This window comes from Bisbaumannia salifodinae (assembly GCF_055388505.1).
In genome coordinates this window covers 753,918-778,909 of the sequence record NZ_AP043781.1, presented here as the reverse complement: position 1 = coordinate 778,909, position 24,992 = coordinate 753,918, and the positions used below count along the sequence as shown (strand labels likewise).

At 66.2% G+C, this 24,992-nt stretch carries 20 protein-coding genes; 6 read left to right on the top strand and 14 right to left on the bottom strand.

Features of this window, described 5'->3' with window-relative positions; all coding sequences use genetic code 11:
- The first annotated feature begins 92 nt into the window (after positions 1-92).
- Positions 93-779, top strand: a complete 687-nt coding sequence (locus tag ACZ5EF_RS03635; protein ID WP_346064269.1) for a GntR family transcriptional regulator — start codon at positions 93-95, stop codon at positions 777-779.
- Positions 780-820: 41 nt separating this feature from the next.
- On the opposite strand, the gene ACZ5EF_RS03630 is transcribed toward ACZ5EF_RS03635, so the two are convergent.
- From ACZ5EF_RS03630 to ACZ5EF_RS03620, 3 genes are all read right to left on the bottom strand, one after another.
- A complete protein-coding gene (locus ACZ5EF_RS03630; RefSeq protein WP_346064268.1) occupies positions 821-1,273 on the bottom strand; it encodes a hypothetical protein in 453 nt (150 codons plus the stop codon).
- Positions 1,270-2,685 carry a tripartite tricarboxylate transporter permease gene (locus tag ACZ5EF_RS03625; RefSeq protein ID WP_346064267.1) on the bottom strand — a complete coding sequence of 472 codons (1,416 nt, stop codon included), beginning with the start codon at positions 2,683-2,685 and terminating at the stop codon, positions 1,270-1,272. The genes ACZ5EF_RS03630 and ACZ5EF_RS03625 overlap by 4 nt, the downstream gene beginning before the upstream one ends.
- 127 nt (positions 2,686-2,812) lie before the next feature.
- A complete protein-coding gene (locus ACZ5EF_RS03620; protein ID WP_346064266.1) occupies positions 2,813-3,916 on the bottom strand; it encodes a Bug family tripartite tricarboxylate transporter substrate binding protein in 1,104 nt (367 codons plus the stop codon).
- A gap of 345 nt (positions 3,917-4,261) precedes the next feature.
- On the opposite strand from ACZ5EF_RS03620, the gene ACZ5EF_RS03615 reads away from it, so the two are divergent.
- Complete coding sequence (locus tag ACZ5EF_RS03615; protein WP_346064265.1) at positions 4,262-5,497, top strand: MFS transporter; 1,236 nt, start codon at positions 4,262-4,264, stop codon at positions 5,495-5,497.
- Positions 5,498-5,619: 122 nt separating this feature from the next.
- On the opposite strand, the gene proX is transcribed toward ACZ5EF_RS03615, so the two are convergent.
- The gene (gene proX / locus ACZ5EF_RS03610) at positions 5,620-6,627 is read right to left on the bottom strand and encodes a glycine betaine/L-proline ABC transporter substrate-binding protein ProX (protein WP_346064264.1); all 1,008 of its coding nucleotides are present in this window, start codon (positions 6,625-6,627) and stop codon (positions 5,620-5,622) included.
- 220 nt (positions 6,628-6,847) lie between these two features.
- Entirely contained in the window at positions 6,848-7,954 is a 1,107-nt protein-coding gene (locus ACZ5EF_RS03605; RefSeq protein WP_346064263.1) for an FAD-binding oxidoreductase, read from the bottom strand.
- Between the two features lie 338 nt (positions 7,955-8,292).
- Between ACZ5EF_RS03605 and ACZ5EF_RS03600 the strand changes: the two genes are divergently transcribed.
- Positions 8,293-9,579 (top strand): aromatic ring-hydroxylating oxygenase subunit alpha, encoded by a 1,287-nt coding sequence (locus tag ACZ5EF_RS03600; RefSeq protein WP_346064262.1) that lies wholly within the window; start codon positions 8,293-8,295, stop codon positions 9,577-9,579.
- 158 nt (positions 9,580-9,737) lie between these two features.
- Positions 9,738-11,183, top strand: a complete 1,446-nt coding sequence (locus tag ACZ5EF_RS03595) for a sensor histidine kinase (protein WP_346064261.1) — start codon at positions 9,738-9,740, stop codon at positions 11,181-11,183.
- A gap of 16 nt (positions 11,184-11,199) precedes the next feature.
- Here ACZ5EF_RS03595 and ACZ5EF_RS03590 read toward each other — a convergent pair whose 3' ends face one another.
- The 4 genes from ACZ5EF_RS03590 to ACZ5EF_RS03575 form a co-directional block, all read right to left on the bottom strand.
- Positions 11,200-12,051, bottom strand: coding sequence for an ABC transporter permease (locus ACZ5EF_RS03590; protein WP_346064260.1), 852 nt, complete (start codon positions 12,049-12,051; stop codon positions 11,200-11,202).
- A gap of 4 nt (positions 12,052-12,055) precedes the next feature.
- Positions 12,056-13,309, bottom strand: coding sequence for an ABC transporter permease (locus ACZ5EF_RS03585; protein ID WP_346064259.1), 1,254 nt, complete (start codon positions 13,307-13,309; stop codon positions 12,056-12,058).
- Positions 13,310-13,397: 88 nt separating this feature from the next.
- On the bottom strand, positions 13,398-14,516 hold the full coding sequence (locus ACZ5EF_RS03580) for an extracellular solute-binding protein (RefSeq protein ID WP_346064258.1): 1,119 nt from the start codon (positions 14,514-14,516) through the stop codon (positions 13,398-13,400).
- Positions 14,517-14,648: 132 nt separating this feature from the next.
- On the bottom strand, positions 14,649-15,773 hold the full coding sequence (locus tag ACZ5EF_RS03575) for an ABC transporter ATP-binding protein (RefSeq protein ID WP_346064257.1): 1,125 nt from the start codon (positions 15,771-15,773) through the stop codon (positions 14,649-14,651).
- A 347-nt stretch (positions 15,774-16,120) separates the two neighbouring features.
- Between ACZ5EF_RS03575 and ACZ5EF_RS03570 the strand changes: the two genes are divergently transcribed.
- Entirely contained in the window at positions 16,121-17,467 is a 1,347-nt protein-coding gene (locus ACZ5EF_RS03570) for a sigma-54-dependent transcriptional regulator (protein ID WP_346064256.1), read from the top strand.
- Between the two features lie 73 nt (positions 17,468-17,540).
- On the opposite strand, the gene ACZ5EF_RS03565 is transcribed toward ACZ5EF_RS03570, so the two are convergent.
- Together ACZ5EF_RS03565 and ACZ5EF_RS03560 are read right to left on the bottom strand one after the other, a co-directional pair.
- Positions 17,541-17,915, bottom strand: a complete 375-nt coding sequence (locus ACZ5EF_RS03565) for a hypothetical protein (protein ID WP_346064255.1) — start codon at positions 17,913-17,915, stop codon at positions 17,541-17,543.
- A gap of 91 nt (positions 17,916-18,006) precedes the next feature.
- The gene (locus tag ACZ5EF_RS03560; protein WP_346064254.1) at positions 18,007-18,300 is read right to left on the bottom strand and encodes a hypothetical protein; all 294 of its coding nucleotides are present in this window, start codon (positions 18,298-18,300) and stop codon (positions 18,007-18,009) included.
- A gap of 593 nt (positions 18,301-18,893) precedes the next feature.
- Here ACZ5EF_RS03560 and ACZ5EF_RS03555 point away from each other — a divergent pair.
- Positions 18,894-19,835, top strand: a complete 942-nt coding sequence (locus ACZ5EF_RS03555) for an IS110 family transposase (protein ID WP_464122188.1) — start codon at positions 18,894-18,896, stop codon at positions 19,833-19,835.
- A 76-nt stretch (positions 19,836-19,911) separates the two neighbouring features.
- Here ACZ5EF_RS03555 and ACZ5EF_RS03550 read toward each other — a convergent pair whose 3' ends face one another.
- From ACZ5EF_RS03550 to ACZ5EF_RS03540, 3 genes are all read right to left on the bottom strand, one after another.
- Positions 19,912-20,151: a hypothetical protein gene (locus ACZ5EF_RS03550; RefSeq protein WP_346063628.1), complete on the bottom strand. Its 240-nt coding sequence runs from the start codon at positions 20,149-20,151 to the stop codon at positions 19,912-19,914.
- A 67-nt stretch (positions 20,152-20,218) separates the two neighbouring features.
- Entirely contained in the window at positions 20,219-23,056 is a 2,838-nt protein-coding gene (gene fdhF / locus ACZ5EF_RS03545) for a formate dehydrogenase subunit alpha (RefSeq protein WP_346063627.1), read from the bottom strand.
- A gap of 12 nt (positions 23,057-23,068) precedes the next feature.
- Complete coding sequence (locus ACZ5EF_RS03540; protein ID WP_346063626.1) at positions 23,069-24,787, bottom strand: NADH-ubiquinone oxidoreductase-F iron-sulfur binding region domain-containing protein; 1,719 nt, start codon at positions 24,785-24,787, stop codon at positions 23,069-23,071.
- Positions 24,788-24,992 lie beyond the last annotated feature (205 nt).

Sequence of the window (24,992 nt, the reverse complement as noted above, 5' to 3'; positions counted from 1 at the left end):
TACAAATGTATCCAACAGAGCTCACTATGACAAGATCTGTCTCGTTGATTACCATGAGACCCACCGACAGCCACAACCGAGACCTAAAGCCCATGGCAGAGCGCAAGGCACGCAAGACCACCTCTCCGGCGACTAATGAACGTGGTGAACCGCGCAGCGAGCAGGCATATCGCTATATCGTCGATGCCATCAAGCAAGGCACCCTGCCCCCCGGCACCCGGGTGCGCGAGGTCGACCTCGCCGAGCGCATGGGCCTGAGCCGCACCCCGGTTCGCGAGGCACTCAATCGTCTGCAACTGGAGGGGCTGGTCGCCAATGATCCCGGCCGTGGCACCATCATCACCGAACTCGACCACGGCATGGTCAGTGAGCTGTATGCCATGCGTGAGGTGCTGGAAGGCACCGCCGCCGGACTGGCGGCGCGCCATGCTTCCGAAGTAGAAATCGCCTTTCTACGGGAGATTAACGAGCGTGACGCCCAGCTCACCGAGACCCTGGATCTGGTCAAGAACAACAAGCTGTTCCACGGCACCCTGTATCGCTGTGCACACAACCGCTACCTGCTCAAGATGCTGCACTCGCTACAGGAGTCGATGATGCTGCTGGGCCCCAGCACCCTTTCCAAGCCGGGTCGCGCCGAAACCGCCCGCCGCGAGCACGGTGCCATCATCGACGCCCTGGAGCGGCGCGATTCGGAAAGCGCCGAGAGCCTGGCTCGCCACCACATCCGCGAAGCCTACAAGGTGCGGCTGGAGGCCTTCTTCGAGGCCTACGACTAGGCCTCGAAGCAACGTGGCGAAGCCTTCCCCCGGCACCCGGCTCAGCGATAGGGGTCGAGAAAAAAGCCCTCGGGCCAACGCAGGTTGAACGCCTCGCCGAAGCCCATCAGCGCCACGATCAAGGCGGCCGCCCCCAGCGCCGCAACCCACCAGCGCATGCCTCCGACCCGCCAGGCGAAGAGGAAGGTGAACAGCAAGGCCGCCGACAGCATCCCGACCAGGGCGATGCCCGTATAGAGGGCGGCCAGCCAGGCGAAGTAGGGAGCCGTTCGCCTGAGCTTGCTGCCCCATACCGGCCCACCTGCCATCGTCGCGCTTCGCCGGCGCCAGGTGTTGATCAGCTCGACGGCCAGCAGGATGAGTGCCGATATCGCCACCACCTGCGGCATCAGGCGGGCAATGAAGGGAAACTCAGCCGATAGCGCCAGGGCGGTGACCATGGCCGCAGCGATAACTAGGATGAAAAGGAGTTCTTCTCTCAGTCGTTGGGTCATGACGCCCCTCCCAGGCCTTTCTGCTTGGCTCTGATGCCTGCGATCAGGACGGCCACGGCGATGATGCCGATCAAGATCACGAGGGGATCCATCAGCCAGGACCACCCATAGCGTGACGAGGAGATGGTCAGGTACCTCTCGATGCTGGGCGCCAGGACGAAGCCGATCAGCACCGGCGCCCGTGGCCAGTCATATGCCTTGAACAGCCAGCCGATCAGCCCGATGACGCCGAAGGCGATCAGATCCCCCCATTGCTGGGTGTTCTGATAGGCCCCGACCAGCATGATGACCAGCAGGAAGGGAGCGAACTTGCTGGCCGGGACGGTGCTCAGGCGGGAGATGGGACGTGACAACGCGAAGCAGGCCAGCGCCCCGAAGACATTGGCCAAGGCCAGGGTCCAGACGATGGTCAGGGTGATGGAGAGCTCGCTCGTCAGCATCGAGGGCCCCGGCTGAATGCCCAGCAGGATCAAGCCACCGAGCAGCACCGCCGTCGTGCCACTCCCGGGGATACCAAACAGCATCGTCGGGATGAGCGAGCCCCCCTCCTTGGCATTGTTGGAACTTTCCGGGGCGATTACCCCACGCACGTCCCCCTGACCGAAGCGCGTCTTGTCCTTGGCGCTCTGTACCGCCTGGCCATAGGAGAGCCAATCGACCACCGAGCCCCCCAAGCCAGGAATGGCCCCGATCGTCACCCCCAGGGCTGATGACCGTAGCACCAGCCAGCGATTCCTGACCGTATCCTTGATCCCCTCCTTCCAGCCCGAGGAGAGCGTCTTGACCCGGGAGACGGCACGGTTGTCGGCCAGCAGATCGAGGATTTCAGGCAACGCGAAGAGCCCCATGGCGAGAATCGCCAAGGGGATGCCATCCATGAGGTAGAGGCTGTCGCCCACATAACGGAAGGTCACCGTGGTCGGCGCCGAACCGAGCATGGCGATCATCATGCCCAACAGGGTGGCCAGGATGCCGCGAAACGGGTATTTGCCGGACAGCAGCCCCACGAAGCACAGGCCGAGCACGGTGAACATGAACAAGTGGGGAGACTGGAAGGCGAGCACCAGCGGGCGGGCGATCGGCAGGATCGCGAAGAGCACCAGGGCACCGATCAAGCCTCCGACAAGCGATGCGCTGAAGGCGGCGCTGAGCGCCCGCCCAGCCTGCCCCTGCTGAGCCATGGGGTAGCCATCGAGAATCGTGGCCTGGGAGCCGGCGGAACCGGGCACGCCGATCAATATGCTGGGGAAGGTGTCGGAGGTGGCGATGACCGCCGCCATGCCGATCAGCATGGCAATGGCCGCATGGGGATCCATGCCGTAGACAAACGGCAGCAGCAACGACATCCCCACTACCCCGCCGAGACCGGGAATCACCCCCACGACCAGGCCCACGCCCACACCCAGCAGCATGAACACCAATCGGGAAGGATCGAGAATCAACGCCAAGGCGTCAAAAGCAGCGGTTAACAAGACGGCTTACTCCTCTCAGAGACGGAAAGACACCGAGGTGGCAGTCGATAGCGCTCATCACCAACACTCAGAGGTCGGCGCCATAGCGCGCCTTGAAGGTCGTGCGCAGGAAATCGAGGGTTTCTTCGGACACCTCGAGACTGGCACTCATCGCGCGATAGGCCTCCTGGCCGACCAGCCAGTCATAGGGACCATTCGCCGTGACGGAATCCGCCATGAATTCCTCGTCCTGTGACGCCAGTCGAAAGGCGCCTCGCAGCTCCTCGATGGACGCTTGCGGCGCATCGGGCTTGGCCCAGAGCATCTTGATCGTGCCCGCGGAGAGCACCGCCCGATAGGCATCCCAGGCCACGCCCGAAGGGGTCTCGCCATAGCGTTCCTCGTAGACTTCCGCCACGGTGGGAAGCTCAGGAAACGCCGGATCGCGAACCAGCTCGCCATTGGCATCGAAGATGCCCAAGCTGAAGAGCGGCACCGCTAGCCCCTCTTCGATCAGCGGCACCACGCTGGCGACGTATGGCGTGGTGGTCTGGAAATCGAGGTTGGTCTCGCCCTGCTCCAGGGCCAGGCGCGCCGGCCCTCGGCTCTCGTATCCGAAGACCACCTGGTGAGGAAGATCCAGCAGGACGAAGGCGGCCAGGGCCATGGAACCTATCGCCTGGGGGGATACCTCGCCGTAAATCAGCTCATCCACCTCCCAGAGGTCCTGGGGCGTTTCCACCCCCAGGTCGGAGCGGGCATAGACGGCGCCCCCCTGGGCCATGGCCACGATCGGCTCGTAGTCACGAAAATCGTAGCGAACCCCCTGCGAGCCATACATGTAGCCGAAGACCTGGCCAGCACTCTGCAGCAGCACGGTTCTGCCATCGCTTCGCGTACGCAGGTGGAATTCGTTGGAGCCCTGCACTCCCCCCGCCCCAGGCCGATTGACCGCCTGTACGCTGGCATTTTCCCCGAGATAGGGCCCGAGGGTCGCCGCCACATAGCGTCCCCACTGGTCGGCACCGCCACCCGGGGCCCACGGAATCAGCACCTCGAGGGTCTTGCCTTCATAGAAGCCCGTAACCTCCGCCTGGCTCTTCGCAACCATACCGAGGGTCAAACCGGTGGCAGCAAGTAGCACCATGGCCCGACGCATGGGCTTACCGCGGGTGAGGCTGGCGTTGTTCATGATTGTGACTCCTCTATTGGCTTCGGCGTGGCATCGACGAGGCGAATCCCACATTTTTTGTAAGAAAGGACACAGCCATGGCTGACTGTGTCCCAAAGTATGCATATGGATTCAAATGCATTCAACAAAATGCCATGCCGTCAGTTTGCTGCTATATTGTCGGATCTCTCGGATACCCTCCGGCAATAGGCCTGTAGGTCGCAGCCCGCAGGCATGGCTGAGCGATCCCAGGAAAGTCCGAAGCAGAGCAGACCACTCGATAATCACGACCAAAGTCTTACCTTGGTGTCATGCGATGGCAGCGATGGCGTCACCGGGAAGGAGGAAGGCAAAGATGGGAGGCGGATGAGAGAGGACGTCCACGATAATGCGTCGCAGCAAGCGCCTGGGGCGCTTCGCAACCTGGTCATGGTGTGCCTGGGGCTGACCAGCGTCTTTATCGCCCAGACCATGCTGCTACTCGCCGTGCCGCTGCGAGCCCTGGAGCTGGGGGCCAGCCCCTCACTGGTCGGATTCGTGCTTTCCGCGCCTTACCTGCTGCCGCTGGTGTTCGCCATCCCACTGGGCGGAGTGGTCACTCGCCTGGGGCCACAGCGGATTTTCTTCATCGGCGCCAGCGGCATGATGCTCGGCCCCTGGCTGAGCATGGTGTCGCCCACCTTCGGCGGCCTGGTCGCCACCCAGGTGGTGGTCGGACTGGCCCAGGTGGTGATGGTCATCGCCGCCCAGTCGGTCGTCGCCGGGCTGGGTCGGGGCCGTACCCTGGAACGCTATTTCGGCTGGTACACCATGTGCCTCTCGGGCGGCCAGTTGATCGGTCCGCTGATGGCCGGACACATGATCGACACCCTGAGCATGAGCTGGGTATTCGCCACGATCGGCGGCCTTCCCGTGATCGGCCTGGTGAGCGCCTGCTTCCTCGTCGATAACACCCGGCGCGCCCCCAGAACCCCACGCTCGCTGCTCGGCTATCGCGCCCAGGCCAGCCTGCTGCGCCACAACAGCGGCGTCCAGATGTCCCTTGCCGTGACCGTGGCGGTGCTGTTCGCCCTCGGCGCCCACGCCGCCTTCCTGCCGGTCTATCTCGAGGAACTGACCTTCTCGGCCACGCTGATCGGCGCCCTGGTCAGCCTGCGTGCCCTGTCGGCCATGCTGATCCGCCCGATCATGTCCCGGGTCATCGAGGTCATGGGAGGCCGCTCCCGTACCATGGTCGCCTCGGTGGCCGCCGTGTCCCTGGGACTGATGTTCACCGGCACCACCGGCAACGTGGCGCTGCTGGCGATCCTGGCCGTTCTGGTGGGATTGGGCTCGGGCCTCTCCCAGCCGTTATCGATGGTGATCCTGGCAGAGCACGTACCCGCCGAGCAGCGTTCCAGCGCCCTGGGCATGCGCCTGATGGGCAATCGAGGCGCCCAGGTGATGGCGCCCCTGGTACTCGGCATGATCGCAGAGCTAGTCGGCTTTACCCTGACCTTTTTACTCGCCGGAGGCGTGCTACTGGCCGCACTGGCCGTGGTGGTCCGCCTCGCCCCCGCCTTCGACCGGGCAGAGCGGGACAATGCCAGCCCGACGGGCTGAGCCGTCAGGCCTCGGCGCCTCCCCCCGGGCGATCGGCAGTGACCAACGACAACGCCCCCTGCCGCCATCGCGACAGGGGGCTTTTTGGTTCACCGAAGGCTCAAGGCGATGGCCAGCCCTGGTCAGGAGGCGGCACGGGCCTCATCGAGCCAGGCGTCGAATTGCTCCCGGTGTTCCTCCACCCATTCGGCGGCGTGACGCCGAATGTCCTCGGGACTGGCCTCGCCCTCCTGCATGCGCAGGTTCTGGGCGCTCTCGTCCTCGGTGGTGATCTGCACCCGGGCGAGGAATTCGCGGGCGGCGGGGTTCTGCTCGGCGAAGTCACGATTGAGCAGCGACTGGATGGTATCCACCGCGAAGCCCAGGTTCTGGCCGTTGAAGTGGGTGTCCACGTCGTTGTTGCCATCCGGCAGCGAGGTATGCGGTACCTCCAGCCAGACCACGTCCTCGCCCGGTACCAGCACCCCGGAGATCCACTGCGGCACCCAGGTGTAGTAGAGGATCGGCTCGCCTCGCTCGTGGCGGGCGATGGTGTCGTCCATCAGCGAGAAGTAGGGACCGCGGTGATGGCTGACGGTATTCGCCAGGCCGTAGGAGAGCAGGTGATAATCGATCACCTGTTCGCAGCCCCAGCCGGGGTCGCAGCCGGTGAGGTCGGCCCAGCCATCGCCATCGGCGTCGAAGAGCGCGGCGATCTCCGGGTCACGCAGGTCCTCCAGGGAGGTGATGCCGTACGCCTCGGCGGTGGCGCGATCGATCAGGTAGCCCTGTAGCACCCCGGGGATCATATCGCCGGCCTTGACCAGCGCCTCGTCGCCGCCGACCTGCTGGTAGAAGTCGTCGTGAAGCTTGTCCCACATATGCACGGTGAAATCCGCATCGCCATGGGCCAGGCCCAGGAGGATGCCGGCGTATTCGGTTTCCCGGGGCGCCTCCACCGCGTAGCCCAGTTCCTCCAGCCCCATGATGGCGATCTGGCCGCGGAAGTGCTCCTCGGCGATGGACGGGAAGATGGGAGTGACGCTCACGCCTTCCCCGGGCCGCGCCTCGGCCAGGGCGTGCAGCGGCGTCAGGGCGGCGGTGCCCAGCGCCAGGGCGGTCAGCAAGGATTTCCTGCGGTTCGATATCATGACTTACCTCTTTGTTGTGGTTATTACGGTCTTGCGATCCGGTGCCGGGCCCAGGAGACCTGGATTTCGGCGCCGGGTTGGGAAGCCAAGAACAGCAGCAGAGGCGTTCGCCCTCGTCTTGGCTTCGTCAGTCAGGTTGCAAAAAGCCCCATGCCACTTCGGCGGCATGGGGCTCGTTCAACCCTCGTGGTAGGGAGCTTTCCGGATCATCGGGGGGCGATCAGTAATCGACCACCACGTCGCCCAGCGGCTTGCTGCAGCAGGAGAGGATATAGCCCTCGGCCACGTCTTCGTCGGTGATACCGCCGTTGTGCTCCATGTCCACCTGGCCGGAGGTCAGGGGGACGCGGCAGGTGCCACAGATCCCCATACCGCAGGCCTTGGGAATATGCAGCCCCAGCTTGGCGGCGGCGGTATGCACGGTCTCGCCGGGCTGGATGCGCACGCTCTTGCCGGTGGAGGCAAACTCCACGCTGAGCATCTCGGCGACATCCATTTCCTCGGCCTCCACCTCGGCCTGCTCGGCATGCTCGAGGGCCTCCTCCTGCACATCGGCCGGGGTCTCCCCGAAGGACTCCTCGTGGTAGTGGGCCATGTCGAAGCCGTTGTTCTTGAGCAGGTTCTTGACGGCGTTCATATAGGGAGTGGGGCCGCAGCAGTAGATCTCCCGCTCCATGAAGTCGGGGGCCATCAGCTCCAGCATGGCCTGGCTCAGGTAGCCGCGGAAGCCGGCCCAGGCCTCGCCCAGCTCGTCGCTGCGCTCGCAGACGATATGCAGCTTGAACTCGGGAATCCGCGAGAAGATGTGCTCCAGCTCGCGGTGGAAGATGATGTCCTTGGGCGAGCGGGCACTGTGAATAAACTCGATGTCCACCAGGGAGTTGGTATCGAAGAACCAGCGCGCCATGGACATCAGCGGGGTCACGCCGACGCCGCCGGAGAGCATCAGGATCTTCTCCGCCGGGTAGTCGATGCAGTTGAAGTTGCCCACCGGGCCATGCACCGCCAGCTCGTCGTTGACCTTGAGGTTGTCGTGGAGCCAGTTGGAGACCTTGCCGCCGGGCATCCGCTTGACGGTGATGGAGAAGCTGTAGGGCACCGAGGGGGAGCTGGAGATGGTGTAGGAGCGCATCACCTGCTCGCCGTCGATCTCCAGCTCCAGGGTCACGAACTGCCCCGGCTTGAAGAAGAACATCACCGGCTGCTCGGCCATGAAGCAGAAGGTACGCACGTCCCAGGTCTCCTGGATCACCTTGACGCAGCGCACCAGGTGGCGGCCGTTGGTCCAGGTCTGGGTGGTGACGGGGTTGAGGAAGTTCATTGTCATTGTCGGTTCGCCTGGGCTGCACCATGGGGGCTGTCTCCGACCGCGGTGCCACCGCTCGTCGTTGTGCGAATTTTGCGCCAAGCGATAGCGTCATCACATGCCTGTTCGCGACACGGGCATATCCCTGGCATCCAGCCACCCACAGCGAAATTTCGCCCGGCGTCGCCGGCGTATCACCTTCTGTCGTCGGCAGATAATTGCGTTCTGCGACTCTGCCCCACACTCGCCGCAAATCAGGGTCGCGTCGATGTAGCGCGACCCCTGCCCCCAGCCGCTGACGAAGCTCACAATCGACAATGACTCGGCCTGACCCGCCGCCTGTAATGAGGAAGTGCCCCATGGAATCCAAGCCCCTCGCTCGTCTGGATGATCCCCTGGCCCCCGCCCGGGAGGCCGCCGCGGAGATGCTGCGCAGTCGTCAGCGGAATTTCTCCCTGCCCCAGCCCTTCTACAACGACGAGCGCGTCTTCGCCCTGGACATGCAGGAGATCTTCGGCAAGGAGTGGCTCTTCGCCGGCATGACCAGCGAGATTCCCACCAAGGGCAACTTCATGACCGTGGAGATCGGCGACAACCCGGTGATCCTGGTGCGCGGCAACGACGGGCAGGTGCACGGCTTCTACAACGTCTGCCGTCACCGCGGCTCGCGGCTGTGCGTCAAGGAGAAGGGTAAGGTCGCCAAGCTGGTCTGCCCCTACCATCAGTGGACCTATGAGCTGGACGGCCGCCTGCTGTTCGCCGGCTCCGACATGGGCGAGAACTTCGACCTCAACCAGTACGGCCTCAAGCCGGTGCAGGTGAAGACCGGCGGCGGTTTTATCTTCGTCAGCCTGGCCGACGAGCCGCCGGCCATCGACGACTTCCTGGCCACCCTGGAGCATTACCTGGCGCCCTACGACATGGAGAACACCAAGGTAGCGGTGGAGTCCTCCATCGTCGAGCAGTGCAACTGGAAGCTGGTGATCGAGAACAACCGCGAGTGCTACCACTGCAACGGCTCCCACCCGGAGCTGCTCAACTCCCTGCAGGAGTTCGACGACACCGACGATCCCCGCGCCACCCCCGCCTACAAGGCCCTGGTGGCCAAGAAGCAGGCCGACTGGGACGCCCTGCAGGTGCCCTGGCAGCTCCAGCGCTTCGGCAAGCGCAACCGCCTGACCCGCACCCCGCTACTGGACGGCGCCGTGTCCATGACCATGGACGGCAAGCCCGCCTGCCAGAAGCTGATGGGACGCCTCCAGAGCCCCGACCTGGGCTCGCTGCGCATCCTCCACCTGCCCAACTCCTGGAACCACTTCATGGGCGATCACGCCCTCGTCTTCCGGGTGCTGCCGCTGGGGCCCCAGCAGACCCTGGTGACCACCAAGTGGCTGGTGCACAAGGATGCCGTGGAAGGGGTCGACTACGATCCCGCCGAGATGCGCAAGGTGTGGGACGCCACCAACGACCAGGATCGTCGCCTGGCCGAGGAGAACCAGCGCGGCATCAACTCCCAGGCCTACCAGCCGGGTCCCTACTCCGAGACCTATGAGTTCGGCGTGATCGACTTCATCAACTGGTATGGCGAGCGCCTGCTGGAGAACCTGGGCCATACCGCCCCGGAACTCCAGGTCGTCAAGGGCTAAGCCCTCTCGTATCGCCTGAGTCCATCGCTTAGGCCCCACAGGCCCGCCATCGGCGGGCCTGTGGCGTTTGGGCCCCAGGCTGGATTTTCCCCGGGGCCCATGGTGGGATAGAGCGGCGCGGCTCCCGCCGTGCCGGCCCACTACCCCGACGAGCCCCTATGCGCCTGCGCAACCTGATTATCGCCACCGTCCTGACTCCCCTCTTCCTGGTGCTGCTGGTGGTCAGCCTGGTGGCCATCGTTTCCCTCGAGGACAACCTGCGCACCAAGCTGCAGAGCGAGGTACAGGTCCTCAGTCAGGCCATCGGCACCTCCCTGGGCTATGCCCTCACCCAGGAGGCCCCCCGGGAGGCGCTGCAGGAGTCGCTGCACGCCGCCTTCTCCTTCCACCGCATCTACGGCGCCTATGTCTTCGATACCCGGGGCAACAAGATCTATGGCCTGGGCCTCGGCGAGACCCTGTTCGACCCCGAGGAGATCCGCGCCGTGGCCGACAGCGGCGAGGAGCTGGGGGCCTATCGCCGGCACGAGCGCTGGAGCTACTACTCGGCCCTGGTGCCCCTGACCACCCCGGGCGGCGAGCCCCGCGGCGTGCTCCAGGTCAATCGCCTCAACACCGGGGTGGAGAACTATATCGGCTTCCTCAGCCTGGTGGTCCTGGGCGGCTTCGTGATCGCCGCCGTGGGCATCGTGGCGCTGATCTGGTGGGGCTTCCGGCGCCATATCGAGCGCCCCCTGGAGCGACTGCTGGAGGTCATGGAGCGGGTCGGCGGCGGCGAGCGCCAGCGCCGCGCCAGCCTGGAGGGACCCGACGAATACCGTCGCCTGTCGCTGGCCCTCAACGGCATGCTCGACGCCCTGGCCGCGAAGGATGCCGATATCGAGGCGCGGCGGCGCAAGGAGATCGCCCTGGAGCGGCGCTTGCGCAAGTCCAAGAAGCTCGCCGAGCTGGGCGTGCTGGCCGCCGGCGTGGCCCATGAGCTGGGGGCGCCGCTGTCGGTGATCGACGGCCAGGCCCAGCGCCTGGAGCGCCGCGCCACGGACGAGGACGAGCAACGCCGGCTGACGCGCATCCGCGGCGAGGTGGCGCGCATCGTCGGCATCGTGCGCCAGCTGATGGACCTGGGCCGCCGGCACAACCTGGAGGTCGCCCCCTGCCGCCTCGACGACCTGGTGCAGGGCGCCCTGGCCCTGGTGGAGGGCGGCGATGGCATCGAGGTGAGGCTTCCCGAGCCGCCGCCGACCCTACGGGCCGACGAGCAGCAGCTCACCCAGGTGCTCACCAACCTGCTGCAGAATGCCCGCCAGGCCAGCCCCGAGGGGCGGGTGCGCCTCTCGGCCCGGGTCATCGACGCCGAGCTGTGCCTGCGGGTGGAGGACGACGGCCCCGGCATTCCCGACGAGCACCAGGGCCGGGTCTTCGATCCCTTCTTCACCACCAAGCCGGCGGGCCAGGGCAGCGGCCTGGGGCTGGCCATGGCCCATCGTATCGTCAGCGACCACGGTGGCAGTATCACCCTCGGCGACACCGACCTGGGCGGCGCCGCCTTCGAGGTGACCCTGCCCCTGGATAACGAGACCCGACCCATGGGGCAGGAGGCTTGACGCCCCCCTGACGGGCTTAGCCGGGGCTGAGCCCCCGCAGCCGTTCGCCGCGGCGGCGCAGCAGCTCGAGGGTGGTGAGCAGCAGCATCGAGAGCAGCACCAGCAGGGTCGCCACGGCCAGGATGGTGGGGCTGATCTGCTCGCGGATGCCCGACCACATCTGGATCGGCATGGTGCGCTGCTCGGGGCCGGCGATAAACAGCACCACCACCACCTCGTCGAAGGAGGTGATAAAGGCGAACAGCGCCCCCGACACCACGCCGGGGGTGACCAGCGGCAGCACCACCTTGAAGAAGGTCCGGGTGGGGTTGGCGCCCAGGCTGTGGGCGGCGCGAATCAGGGTGGTGTCGAAACTCGACAGGGTCGCGGTGACCGTGATCACCACGAAGGGGATGCCCAGGGCGGTGTGCGCCAGGATCACTCCCGGGTAGGTCTGGGCCAGGTTGATCTTGGAGAAGAAGAAGAACATCGCCGCGGCGGAGATGATCAGCGGCACGATCATCGGCGAGATCAGCAGCGCCATGATGGCTCCCCGGGCCGGCATATGACGGCTGGAGAGTCCCAGGGCGGCGATGGTCCCGAGCACCGTGGCGAGGATCGTCGAGGCGATGCCGATGATGAAGCTGTTCTTGATCGCATGCAGCCAGGCGCTGGAGGTGAAGAAGTCCTGATACCAGCGCAGCGAGTAGCCCGCCGGATCGAGCCGCAGCATCGCCTCCGAGAAGGTGAAGTAGGGCTCGGCGTTGAACGACAGCGGGATGATGATCAGCAGCGGTCCCACCAGGAACAGGAAGATCAGTGCACAGAGGCCCAGGAAGACGTAGTGCCAGATACGTTCGCCACGGGTGGCGTAGGAAGGAAGCGCCATCGGATTACCCCAGCTTGACCTTGTCGACACCGACCAGGCGATTGAAGACCAGATAGAAGGCCACCACCACGAACAGCAGGATCGAGGCGATCGCCGCGGCGAGCCCCCAGTTCAGCGAGGTCTGCATATGGTAGGCGATGTAGTTGGTGATAAAGCGACCGGACTGGCCCCCCACCAGCGCCGGGGTGATGTAGTAGCCGATCGACAGGATGAATACCAGGATGGCGCCGGCGGCGATGCCCGGGATGGTCAGCGGGAAGTAGACCCGCCGGAAGCTGAGGAAGGGCCGGCCACCCAGCGAGCGGGCCGCGCGCATGTAGCTCGGCGGGATGGTCTTCATCACCGAGTAGAGCGGCAGGATCATGAACGGCAGCAGGATATGCGTCATGGCGATGATGGTGCCGGTCTTGTTGTGGATCATCTGCCAGCGGGCCTCGTCGGCGATCACCCCGATGGCCACCATCATGTCGTTGAGCACCCCCTGGGACTGCAGGATGGCGATCCAGGTGGTGGTGCGCACCAGCAGCGAGGTCCAGAACGGCAGCAGCACCAGGATCATCAGCAGGTTGGAGTGGCGCAGCGGCAGGTTGGCGAGCAGGAAGGCCACCGGGTAACCGAGCAACAGGGTCAGGCCGGTGATCACCGCACTCATCCAGAAGGTGCGCCAGAACAGCGAGACGTGGATCTCGAGGTGGGCCGGCACCTTGGCGAGCTCGCCGTCCGGCGTCAGTTGGCGATCCACCGCCGCCAGGTAATAGGAGGGCGTATAGGGCGAGGCCTCACGCCGGATCAGCTTCCAGGTGTCGAGCTCTCCCCAGGTGTCGTTGATCTCGATCAGCGCCTCGCGATAGGGCGGCTCGATTCTGCCCAGGCGGCGGGCCGTGCGGCTGATCGTCGAGCGCATGCCCGATTTCTCGTAGTTCAAGCGGCTCGACAGCAGCCCCAGGTTGCGGACCTCCTGGCCTTCGCGCAGGTCCTCCACCAGGGCGGCGAAGACCGCTTCGTCGGGTAGCGACTCGCCGTCCCATCCCTCCAGGGACGCGACGGTACGCGACAGGTGGGTGGAGACCTCGGGGTTGTCGACGCTGCGCCACAGCATGTCGAAGATCGGCATGACGAAGGCGACCACCAGGAACAGCAGCAACGGCGACACCAGCAGGAAGGCCTTGACCTTGGAACGGCGCACGGCGCGGCGCAGGCTGACCTTGAGCGGCACGCCATCGGCGGTGGTCAGGGGAACAGAGGGCGAATCGGACACGCGGGCCTCTCCATCGGACGAAGAAAGCGATCGGGATAAGGGCGGGAGCGACGGCGCCGCCACCCGCGGGGCGGGTGGCGGCGCGACCTCACTGGGCCAGCCAGGCGTCGAAGCGCTGGGTCAGCTCGTCGTTGTAGTCGGCCCAGAACTCGTCATCCTTCTGGATGGCGGTGGCGAAGTTGGGGCCATAGGTCGGCATGTGCTCCGTCATCTCGATGCCGGTCTCGGCGTGGGTCGAGACCATCGCCGAGGAGGACTCGCGCGCCGGGCCGTAGGAGATGTACTGGGCCTGGTCGGCGAGGCGCTGGGTGTCGGTGGCGAAGCGGAGGTAATCCCTGACCTTGTCGAGCCTGCCGGTGGGCACCACCCAGCCGTCGAGCTCGAACACCTGGGCATCCCAGATGATCTCGAAGGGCTGGTCCTCGGTGACCATGGCGTTGAAGATGCGGCCGTTGTAGGCGGACGCGAAGGCCACCTCCTGGTCGGCGAGCAATTGCGGCGGCTGGGCGCCCTCCTCCCACCAGATCACCTCGTCCTTGATGGTGTCGAGCTTGGCGAAGGCGCGCTGGATGCCCTCCTCGGTCTCGAGCACGTCGTAGACGTCCTCCGGGGCCACGCCATCGGCGACCAGGGCCCACTCGAGGTTGTTGATCGGCTTGCGCATCAGGGTCCGCTTGCCCGGGAAGTTCTCCAGGTCGAAGACGTCGGCGATGGTGCTCGGCTGGTTGTCCTCGGGAAACATCTCGGTATTGAAGGCAACGATATTGGAGTAGACGATCGAGGCCACGAAGCATTCACCCAGGGCGCCGTCGACGAAATCCTCGCTGGGCGGGGTGCCATCGGGGGCGTCGGCGAGCAGCTCGTCATGGTCCAGCGGCTCGATCAGGCCCTCGGCGCAGGCGATCATGGCATCCGCCGGCAGCATGTCGACCAGGTCCCAGGTGACGTTGCCGGCCTGGCTCTGGGCACGCAGCCCGGCCAGGGCGTTACCGCTGCGGTCGATATTGACGATCTCGTCGCCGCTCATCTCCATCCAGGGCTCGTGGTAGGCCCTCTGCTGGCTCATGCTGTAGGCCCCACCCCAGGAGACGATATTGAGCGTCTGCTGAGCCTGGGCCGTGGCCGTCAGGCCGAGGGTGGTGACGCCGGCCACGGCAATGGCGATGCCGAGACGGCCCTTGCGACTGATGACTTCCCGTTGCTTCATTGGATTCTCCACTTGTTGTTGTCATGCTCGCGGTATCGTCGATCGTCCGGCACTCCTGCCGGCCCGGGGCCACGCCCCGGTCTTCTTCCCTAAACCGCCTGCTCGGAGCCGCCTTCCCGGGCACACGAGGAGTCAGGCATCCAGGGCGCGACAATCGCCCCAGGACCAGCCGACCTCGATGGTCTGCCCCGGCGCCAGTGCCGGGTGTCCCATGGCGTTGGGCGTCTTGATGATGAATTCGTCGTTGCCGCAGACCCGCAGGCGCGTGCGCAGGTGGTCGCCGAGATAGATCACCTCCATCACCTCGCCGTGGAAGCGGTTGTCACAGCCCGAGGCCTCGTCCCCGACGAGGATCGTGACCCGTTCCGGGCGCAGCGAGAGCGTGGTGCGCGATCCCGTCTCCCCCGCGGCCACGGCCCTGGCCTGCACCGTGTCGCCGCTGTCGAGGCGCACCCGGCAGCGCTCGCCGCTGTTCTCCACCACCTCGCCGTGGAGGCGATTGTTCTCGCCGATGAAATAGGCGACGAAGGCGTTCTCGGGCGCCTCGTAGAGGGTCTCGGGGGAAGCCAGCTGCTGCACGACGCCGTCGTTGAACACCGCGATGCGGTCCGACATGGTCAACGCCTCGGTCTGATCGTGGGTGACGTAGATCATGGTCACCCCGAGGCTGGCGTGAATGCGCTTGATCTCGTACTGCATCTCCTCGCGCAGGTTCTTGTCCAGCGCCCCCAGCGGCTCGTCCATCAGCACCAGCTCGGGCTCGAAGACCAGGGCCCGGGCCAGGGCGACCCGCTGCTGCTGACCGCCGGAGAGCTGGGCCGGGCGCCGGTCACCGAACTCCTCCAGGCGCACCATCGCCAGGGCGCGGGCCACCTTGCGCTTGACCTCCTCCTTGGGGAGGTGGCGCACTTCCAGCGGGAAGGCCAGGTTCTCGGCCACCGTCATATGGGGAAAGAGGGCGTAGTTCTGGAAGACCATGCCGATGCCCCGCTTGTGGGGTGGCAGGCCGCTGATCGGTTCGCCCTTGAGCAGGATCTCGCCGTGGGTCGGGGTCTCGAACCCCGCCATCATCATCAGGCAGGTGGTCTTGCCCGAGCCCGAGGGCCCCAGCAGGGTGACGAATTCGCCTTGGCGAATGTCCAGGTCGAACCCCTTGACGACCAGTTCGACGCCGTCATAACTCTTCTGGACATTGACGAAGCGGGCAAAGCACGACGCCGCCAGCGCTTCCTCATCGGCTTCGAGGGTCTCGTTCATGAACACTCCCTGGGAAGGCCCCTGGGATAACGCGAGCGACCCGGCCTGGCACGCGGTCGCATCACGGGGCCTGTATGGTTTATTCTTGTGATTCAATGCCTAGCGTCGACCATAAGAGCTGCATATAAGCATCGCAATCCCCGCCGGGGACAAGCAGCGTTGAACGTCGGCAAGCCCCAGGGGCGGCAAAGTCGACTATGGCCATGACCGTTTGACGCCACAGCGCGGCCCTGTCCATGGAGAACGCCACATGGTGACAGTCCTCCTTCCTCGAGCGGGCCGACCGGGACGCAAACCTGGGGCACCACCATCGATACCTCCCCTCCCCTGGATAACGAGACCCGAGCATGGATGACACCGGCCACCGCCTGCTGATCGTCGAGGATGACCCGGCCCTTCAGGAACTGCTGGTGGAGGAACTGAGCGAGGCCGGCCATCGGGTAACGGCCTGCGACAGCGCCGAAGACGCCATGGCCACCCTCAGCCAGGCCCCGGCGGACCTGATCATCAGCGACGTGCGCCTGCCCGGCATCAGCGGCATGGCCTGGCTGGAGCAAGTGCGCGGCGAGGGCCATGAGTGCGGCTTTATCGTGATCACCGCCTTCGGCACCATCGAACAGGCGGTGGAGGCCCTCAAGCTCGGCGCCGACGACTTCCTGACCAAGCCCCTGGACCTGGCGGCGCTCCATGACGCGGTGTTCCGGGTCCTGGAACACCGCCGCCTGGCGGCCCGCGGGCAGCAGGAGTCACCGGCCCACTTCCACGGCATCGTCGGCGCCAGCGACGCCATGCAGGCCCTCTTCCACGACGCGGCGCGGCTGGCCAACAGCGAGGCGCCCATCCTGCTGCTCGGCGAGAGCGGCACCGGCAAGGAGCTGCTGGCCCGGGCCATCCATGCCGAATCGCCCCGTGCCGCGGGGCCCGTCGTGGCGGTGAACTGCGCCAGCGTGCCGGCGGAGCTGATGGAGAGCGAGTTCTTCGGTCATACCAAGGGCGCCTTCACCGGGGCCCACGAGGCCCGCGGCGGCCTCTTCCAGGCCGCCCAGGGAGGCAGCCTCTTCCTCGACGAGATCGGCGAGATGCCGGTGGCCCTGCAGGCCAAGCTGCTGCGTGCCCTGCAGGAGAAGCGGGTACGCCCGGTAGGGGGCGAGCGGGAGCTGCCGGTGGACGTGCGCATCATCGCCGCCACCCACCGGGACCTGGAGCAGGCCATCACCGAGGGCGATTTCAGAAGCGACCTCTTCTACCGCCTGGAGACCTTCTCGCTACGCCTGCCGCCGCTGCGCGAGCGCCACGGCGACCTGCAGCCGTTGGTCGCGGCGCTGATCGACAAGCACGCCGAGGCTCAGGGAAAACGCATCCTCGGCGTCGAGCCCCAGGCCCTGGAGGCGCTGCTCGGCTACCCCTACCCCGGCAATGTGCGCGAGCTGGAGAACGCCATCATGCGTGCCGTGACCCTGGCCGAGGGGGAGCGGCTCAGCCATGGCGACCTGCCGGAGCGCATCCGCCGGCACCGCGCCGTCCCCGCCTCTCCCCTGCCCCGTGGTGAAGGCGCCCCCTGGCCGCGTCTGGAAGACGTGGAGAAGCGCTATATCCAGAAGGTGCTGGAGGCCACCGGCGGCAACAAGCGGCGCACCGCCGAGATCCTCGGCATCGCCCGCAAGACCCTCTATCGACGGCTGGAGGAGGAATAACCACAAAAAACCCCCGGCGGGTGCCGGGGGCAAGTGCGTCCGTTCGAAACGTCATGCCTCGGGGAGAAAGACCTTACCAGCTGCCGTTATCCTCCCCCTCTTCTTCCTCTTCCCAGGGAGTCTCCTCCTCTTCCTCCTCGTACTCATACTCTTCATAGGGCTCCCCGCCGTCCGGCTCGGGCAGCGGCTCGGCCTCGGCCCCCTGCCCCTGGGCCTCGCCGGGCATGGGGTCGGTACCGCCGCCGAAGCCATCGCCCTGGGTGCCCTGCGGCTGGGTACCTTGGGGCTCGCCGCCCATGGGTTCCTGCGGCTGGGCGGGCTCCTGATACGGATCCTGGGCGGGATCCGCCTTGGGCTCATCCTCGAAGCCGAAGGCCAGGGGGCTGGCGATCAGGCCGAAGGAAACACCGAGAATACCGACTTGCTTGAGTGCCTTCTTGGAGAGCATTACTACCTCCTTTGCGGATTGCACGTCTTGCTGGGTGTGGGAGAAACCGGGGCATAGGCCCCATGGCGCAAGCGCCATTTACCGGGAAGGCCTAGAAACCTTCGTCGTCGAAACCGCTATCGTCGAAGCCATCCTCAGGCTCCGGCATCGGCTCCTGGCTGCCCATGGGGTTTTCTTCCATGGGAGCGGCCGGATCCTGCATACCGGGATCCTGCATGCCAGGATCCTGGGCAGGTTCCATGGTCTCGGGCTGTTCCATGGCCGGTTCTTCCATGGGCGGCAGGTCGTCGTCGTCGTTGCCGCAGCCGGCCAGGGCCAGGGAGCCCAACGCGAGGGCGGCGATAGCGGCCAGGGCCTTGAGTTGGCGGGCGGGGTGACCTTTCATGCCCTTCCTCCTGGAAATCGTTGAGTGGCATCCAACCTATGGCAGCGGCTATGCCAAGGCATGCCACAAAAACATAAAGATCATTAAAATCAATAAATTATAAGAAATTAAACATGCCAGTCATCCGCCACCCAAGGCGCCAGTGACCCCGCCGGGGGTGGGGAAAAATGACACATGGGTCAGGGGGAGACGCTGGCCAGACGCCACAGGGAGGGCCGAAACAGGCGCGGCGCCCGAGTGGGCGCCGCGCTCTCACTAAGCCGGATGGCTCAGCAGTGGTGGTGTTGTGGGAACTCGGCTATGCCGAGTGATAGGCCAGGGCGCCTGGCGGCGCCAATCGCTCAGCGGAGCTGAGCTTGTATGTTTGAAAGAGACTCAGAACGGGCAATAGTGAGAAGGCTTGTCGGGGTGGAGGGACGAGCTGCGCATCTGGCCCTGGTCGGGCACAGACAGTGGGAGACATGGCCCCACCCCACCCACCAAGCGCCGATAAGGAATCCATCGGCTGAGTGCCTCTCAGACCGACGATCTTGGCAAGCCAGCGCTTGGGTGCACCCCGACAAGCCTTTTCAACCTAGCGTGGAGGGCGCGAGATGACAATCCAGACTATCATCGGCATCGACGTCGCCAAGGACGAACTGGTGAGCTATCGGCAGGATACCGACACCGAGGAAGTGCTGGAGAATAACCAGGCCAGCATCAAGCGCTGGCTGCGCTGTCTACCCGCTCACTGCGCCATTGCCATCGAGGCCACCGGTACCTATCACGTGTTGCTGATCAAGCTGGCGTACCAGTACGGCCATACGGTCTACGTCATCGATGGCTACCAACTCAAGCATTACCGGCAAGGCATTGGCGGTCGCGCCAAGACCGACAGCAGCGATGCCCGCCTGTTGGCCCGTTACCTCAGTCGTGAGCAAGAAGCCCTGCGGCCCTGGACCCCGCCACCGCCCGCCTACCGGGCGCTGCAGGTTCTGCTGCGCCGCCGCGCTACCCTCGTCAGGGCCCGGGTGGCGATTCAGCAGAGCTGCGCCGAATTACCGGAATTGAAGGCCCCGCTCAAGCGCCTGGTCGCCCAACTGACGCGCATCGACCAGGTCATCCAGGCCCGCCTGCGGGCCATCGTACGCGAGGCTGGGCTCAGCCAGCACGTCGCCCGTTGCCAGGCCATGGAGGGAGTTGGCTCTCTGACGGCGACGGCCCTGGTAATGGCCTTCCTGCGCGGGGAGTTTCGTCACAGCGATGCCTTCGTGGCGTTCCTGGGGCTGGATGTCCGCGTGCGTGACTCGGGAACGCAACGCGGTCGACGTAAATTGACCAAGCAAGGCGATCCCGAAGTGCGCCGTCTGCTGTATAACGCGGCCATGTCGGCCAGCCGTCAGCCGGCTTGGCAAGCGACCTATCAGGGCTATCTGGCCCGCGGGCTCAAGACTACCCAAGCGCTGGTGATCATCGCTCGGAAACTGGCCCGCATCGCGTTTTCGCTGATGAAGCATGAGGAGGATTATCGCCCCCCAACCACGGTGGCGGCTTGAGGGGCAACATAGAATCTCCCACAGGAGCTAGGCGGAGATCAGCCATGTCGTGGCTTCACGCTGATCGGCGATGAGCCTAACGCAATCCCGGCAGCAGATAGCGCTCCAGCGCCTGGCGCACTGAGGGCAGCATCACATCGGTCTGTTCGCTGAGCTCCCGCACCAGGTCCTGGAGCCCGGGCACGCCCACCTCCGCATGCTTGAGCAGCGCCATGCGCGCGCAGGTCTCGGGACAGGCCCCCTCGGGGATGCGAATCCCCAAGGCCACCAGGCGGCTACGGAAGTCGTCGCCATCGATCAGGTCGGCGATCATCATAAACTGGCCCTCCAGTCGTGGGGCAAATAGTGGAGCGAGACCGGGCGGGGCACTCCCCGCCCGGCGATCAGGCCGCCTCCGCCGGACTCAGGCGGCAGGCGGCGTACTTGAACTCCGGAATCTTCCCATCAGGATCCAGCGCCGGATTGGTCAGCAGGTTGGCGGCGGCCTCCCCGTAGCAGAAGGGCACGAAGACCATGCCCTCCGGCATCGCCGGGTCGACCCGCGCCCGGAGGGTGATGGCCCCCCGGCGGGTGGTGATGGTCAGCGCATCCCCCGGCGCCAGCCCCAGCCTGACCAGCTCGGCGGGGGCCAGGCTGGCCACCGCCTCCGGCTCCAGGTCGTCGAGGACCGTGGCGCGGCGGGTCATCGAACCGGTATGCCAGTGCTCCAGCTGGCGTCCGGTGGTCAGCACCGTGGGGAAGGCGTCGTCCACCGGCTCGTCCGGCGGCAGCGGCCGGGTGGGCGAGAATTTCGCCCGGCCGCTGTCGGTGGGGAAGGCGTCGGAGAAGACCACGTCCGCCCCCGGGGCGTCATCCGCCGGGCAGGGATAGGTGACCGACTGCTCCCGCTCCAGGCGCTCCCAGGAGATATGATCCAGCGACGGCATGCCGCGCTTCATCTCGGCGAAGACGTCCCGCGGGTGCTGGTAGTTCCAGTCCAGGCCGAAGCGCTTGGCCATTTCCTGGATGATCCACCAGTCCGGCTTGGCCTGGCCGGGCAGCGGCAGGGCCGCGCGACCCAGCTGCACCTGACGGTTGGTGTTGGTGACGCTGCCGTCCTTCTCCGGCCAGGCCGAGGCGGGCAGGATGACATCGGCGAACTGGGCGGTCTCGGTGACGAAGAGATCCTGCACCACCAGGTGCTCGAGCTCGCCGAGCGCCTGCCGGGCGTGCTCCAGGTCCGGATCGGACATGGCCGGGTTCTCGCCCTGGATATACATGCCCTTGATGGTGCCGGCATGGATGGCGTCCATGATCTCCACCACGGTGAGGCCCGGCTCCGGGTCGAGCTCGGTATTCCACAGCTCCTCGAAGGCGGTACGCACCTGGGCATCGCTGACCGGCTGATAGTCCGGCAACACCATGGGGATCAGGCCCGCATCGGAGGCGCCCTGAACGTTGTTCTGGCCGCGCAGGGGGTGCAGGCCGGTGCCGGGACGCCCGGTCTGGCCGCAGGCCAGGGCCAGAGAGATCAGGCAGCGGGCGTTGTCGGTGCCATGGGTATGCTGGGAGATGCCCATGCCCCAGAAGATCATCGCCCGCTCGGCGGTGGCGTAGAGTCGCGCCACCTCGCGGATGGTCTCGGGCTCGACGCCGCACAGGCCGCTCATGGCCTCGGGGGTCATGTCCACCACATGGGTCTTCAGCGCCTCGAAGCCCTCGGTGTGCTGGGCGATATAGGCCTCGTCATAGAGCCCCTCGGTGACGACCACGTTGAGCATGGCGTTGAACAGCGCCACGTCGGCCCCCGGCGAGAAGCGCACGCTCCGATGAGCGTAGGCATCCAGGGCCTGGCCGCGGGGGTCGAGGATCAGGATCTTGGTGCCGCGCTTGGCGGCCTGCTTGAAGAAGGTCGCCGCCACCGGATGGTTCACCGCCGGGTTGCACCCGGTGAGGATCACCACGTCGGCCTCACTGGCCTGCATAAAGGAGGCGGTCACGGCGCCGGAGCCGATGCACTCCATCAGCGCCGCCACCGAGCTGGCGTGACACAGCCGGGTGCAGTGGTCCACATGGTTGGAGCCGAAGCCCACGCGCACCAGCTTCTGGAACAGCCAGGCCTCCTCGTTGGAGCACTTGGCGCTGCCGAAGCCGGCCAGCGCCGCCGGGCCATGGGCCGCCTTGAGGCCGACGAGCCCCTGGGCCGCGAAGTCCAGGGCCTCTTCCCAGCTCGCCTCGCGGAAGTGGGTCAAGGGATTCGCGGGGTCGAAGTCCGGATCGATGCCCTTGGCCACCCCGGGCTTGCGAATCAGCGGCGTGGTCAGCCGCGAGGGGTGGCGCGGGTAGTCGTAGCCGAAGCGCCCCTTGACGCACAAGCGGTTCTGGTTGGAGGGGCCGTCGCGGCCCTCCACGAAGAGGATCTCGTCGTCCTTGATATGGTAGGTAAGCTGACAGCCCACCCCGCAGTAGGGACACACGGAATCGACCTGGCGGTCGGCCGCGGCGGAGTCGCCATGGCCCGCCTGGTCGACCAGGGTGGCGGGCATCAGGGCGCCGGTGGGGCAGGCCTGGACGCACTCGCCGCAGGCCACGCAGGTGCTCTCGCCCATGGGGTCGTCGAAGTCGAAGACGATCTTCGAGGCCGAGCCGCGGTGGGCCAGGCCGATGACGTCGTTGACCTGCACCTCGCGGCAGGCGCGCACGCAGAGGTTGCACTCGATGCAGGCGTCGAGATTGACGCGCATGGCGGAGTGACTGTCGTCATGGCCCTGGGCATGGGTGAGTGAGTCCTCACGGGGGGCCACATGGTGCACCACGCCCTCCCGACGGGTCGGCAGTTTGCTGCGCACCGCCGTGGCATCGATGGCCAGCTGGTCGGCCATGGCCCAGAAGTGGCTGGAGCGGTCGGGGCTATCGTCGCGCTCCGGCTGATCGACCAGCAGCAGCTCCATCACCCCTTCCCGGGCCGTGCGCGCCCGCTCGGAGTCGGCGCTCTTGACCACCATGCCCGGGGCCGCCTCGCGCAGGCAGCTGGCGGCCAGGGCACGCTCGCCCTCGATCTCCACCATGCAGGCGCGGCAGTTGCCGTCGGCACGGTAGCCGCTGGCGTCCTTGAAGCACAGGTGGGGAATGGTCTCGCCGGCGCGCTTGGCCACCTGCCAGAGGGTCTCGCCCCGGTAAGCGCTCACTTCCACGCCATCCAGGGTCAGGGTAAAGCCGTTGTTTGAGCTCGGTTCGGTCATGCTCATTCTCCCTTACCCCTTGACGATCACGTTCTGGGCGGCGAGTTCGCCGCGGAAATCCTTGAGCAGCCCCAGCACCGGATTGGGGGCCGCCTGGCCGAGGCCGCAGATGGACGCATCCATCATCACCTGAGACAACCGCGTCAGGGTTTCGGCGTCCCATTCGTCGCCCTCGAGCAGGGTCAGCATCTTCTCGGTGCCCACCCGGCAGGGGGTGCACTGGCCGCAAGACTCGTCGGCGAAGAAGGCCAGCAGGTTGGTGGCCACGGCGCGCAGGTCGTCCTGGTCGGAGAGCACCATCACCGCCGCCGAGCCGATAAAGCAGCCGTGCTCCTGGAGGGTGTCGAAGTCCAGCGGAATATCCGCCTTGGAGGCCGGCAGGATGCCCCCGGAGGCGCCGCCGGGCAGGTAGGCGGCCAGGCGGTGCCCCTCGACCATGCCGCCGCAGTGTTCCTCGATCAGCTCATTGAGGGTGATGCCCGCCGGAGCCAGGTAGACCCCCGGGCGCTTGACCCGGCCGGAGACCGAGAAGCTGCGCAGCCCCACCCGGCCATGGCGGCCCTGGCTGGAGAAGGCCTCGGCGCCGCGCTGCCAGATCAGCGGAATCCAGTAGACGGTCTCCACGTTATTGACCAGGGTCGGACGGTCGAAGAGGCCCTTCTGGGCGACGAAGGGAGGACGGTGGCGGGGCTTGCCCGGCTTGCCCTCCAGGGACTCGATCATCGCCGACTCCTCGCCACAGATATAGGCGCCGGCGCCACGCCGCATCACGATATAGCCCGGCGCCACCAGGCCGGCGGCCTCGAGCTCGGCGATGGCCTCGTGCAACACGGCGTGCAGGCCCGGGTATTCATCGCGCAGGTAGATATACAGGGCCTCGGCCTCCACCGCCCAGGCGCTGACCAGGGCCCCCTCCAGGAAGCGGTGCGGGGCCCGCTCCAGGTAGTAGCGATCCTTGAAGGTGCCGGGCTCGCCCTCGTCGGCATTGATGGCGCAGTAGCGGGGGCCCGCCTCCTGACGCACGAAATACCACTTCTTGAAGGTGGGGAAGCCGGCGCCGCCCAGGCCGCGCAGGTTGGCCTGCTGCATCGCCTCCATCAGCGCCTCCACCGTCACCTCGCCGTCGTGGCAGGCCTGCAGCAGCTCGAAGCCGCCCTCGCAGCGGTAGGCGTCGAGGCGCTGCCAGTCGATGGGCTCGGGATGGGTCTCGTCGGCCTCGATGGCCGCCCGGACCCGGGCCGCATCGGCCCGGCCCAGGTGGCGATGGCCCACCTCCACCACCGGCGCCGTGTCGCAGCGCCCCATGCAGGGGGCCCGCAGCACCCGCACCCGCTCGGCATCCACGCCCGCTTCCAGCTCGGCGCGCAGCGCCTCGGCGCCGGCCAGCTGGCAGGAGAGCGAATCGCAGACGCGGATGGTCAGCTCGGGGGGCGCCACCTGGTCGTCATGCACCACGTCGAAGTGAGCATAGAAGGTGGCGGTCTCGTAGACCGCCGCCATGGGCAGGTTCATATAGGTGGCCAGGGCGCGCAGGTCCACCAGGGCGAGATGGCCCCGGGCGTCCTGGATGACGTGCAGGTGTTCGATCAGCAGATCGCGGCGGCGCAGCGAGGCATCCTGGCGCTCGTCGCCCAGCAGTTCACGCAACCCCTCGAGACGATTGGGGTCGAGCTCACGGCCGCGGGGCTTGCCGCGAAAGCGGCGCTTGGGGGTCACGGTCTGGACGGTCATTGGGCACTCGTTATTGTCTTGATCGGCATCTTACCGAATGTTGGCACTCCCCCCGCGGGCTGACAACGCCATCATGAGCCGTCCATGAAGCGATAGGCATGTGGATGTCGCCCTCAGCTAGGGTGAGCCGGAGAATCAACGACGACGGCGCCCCGCAGGGCGCCGTTTGAGGGGCGCCTTTCGGCGCCCATCGCTCAGCGAAGCT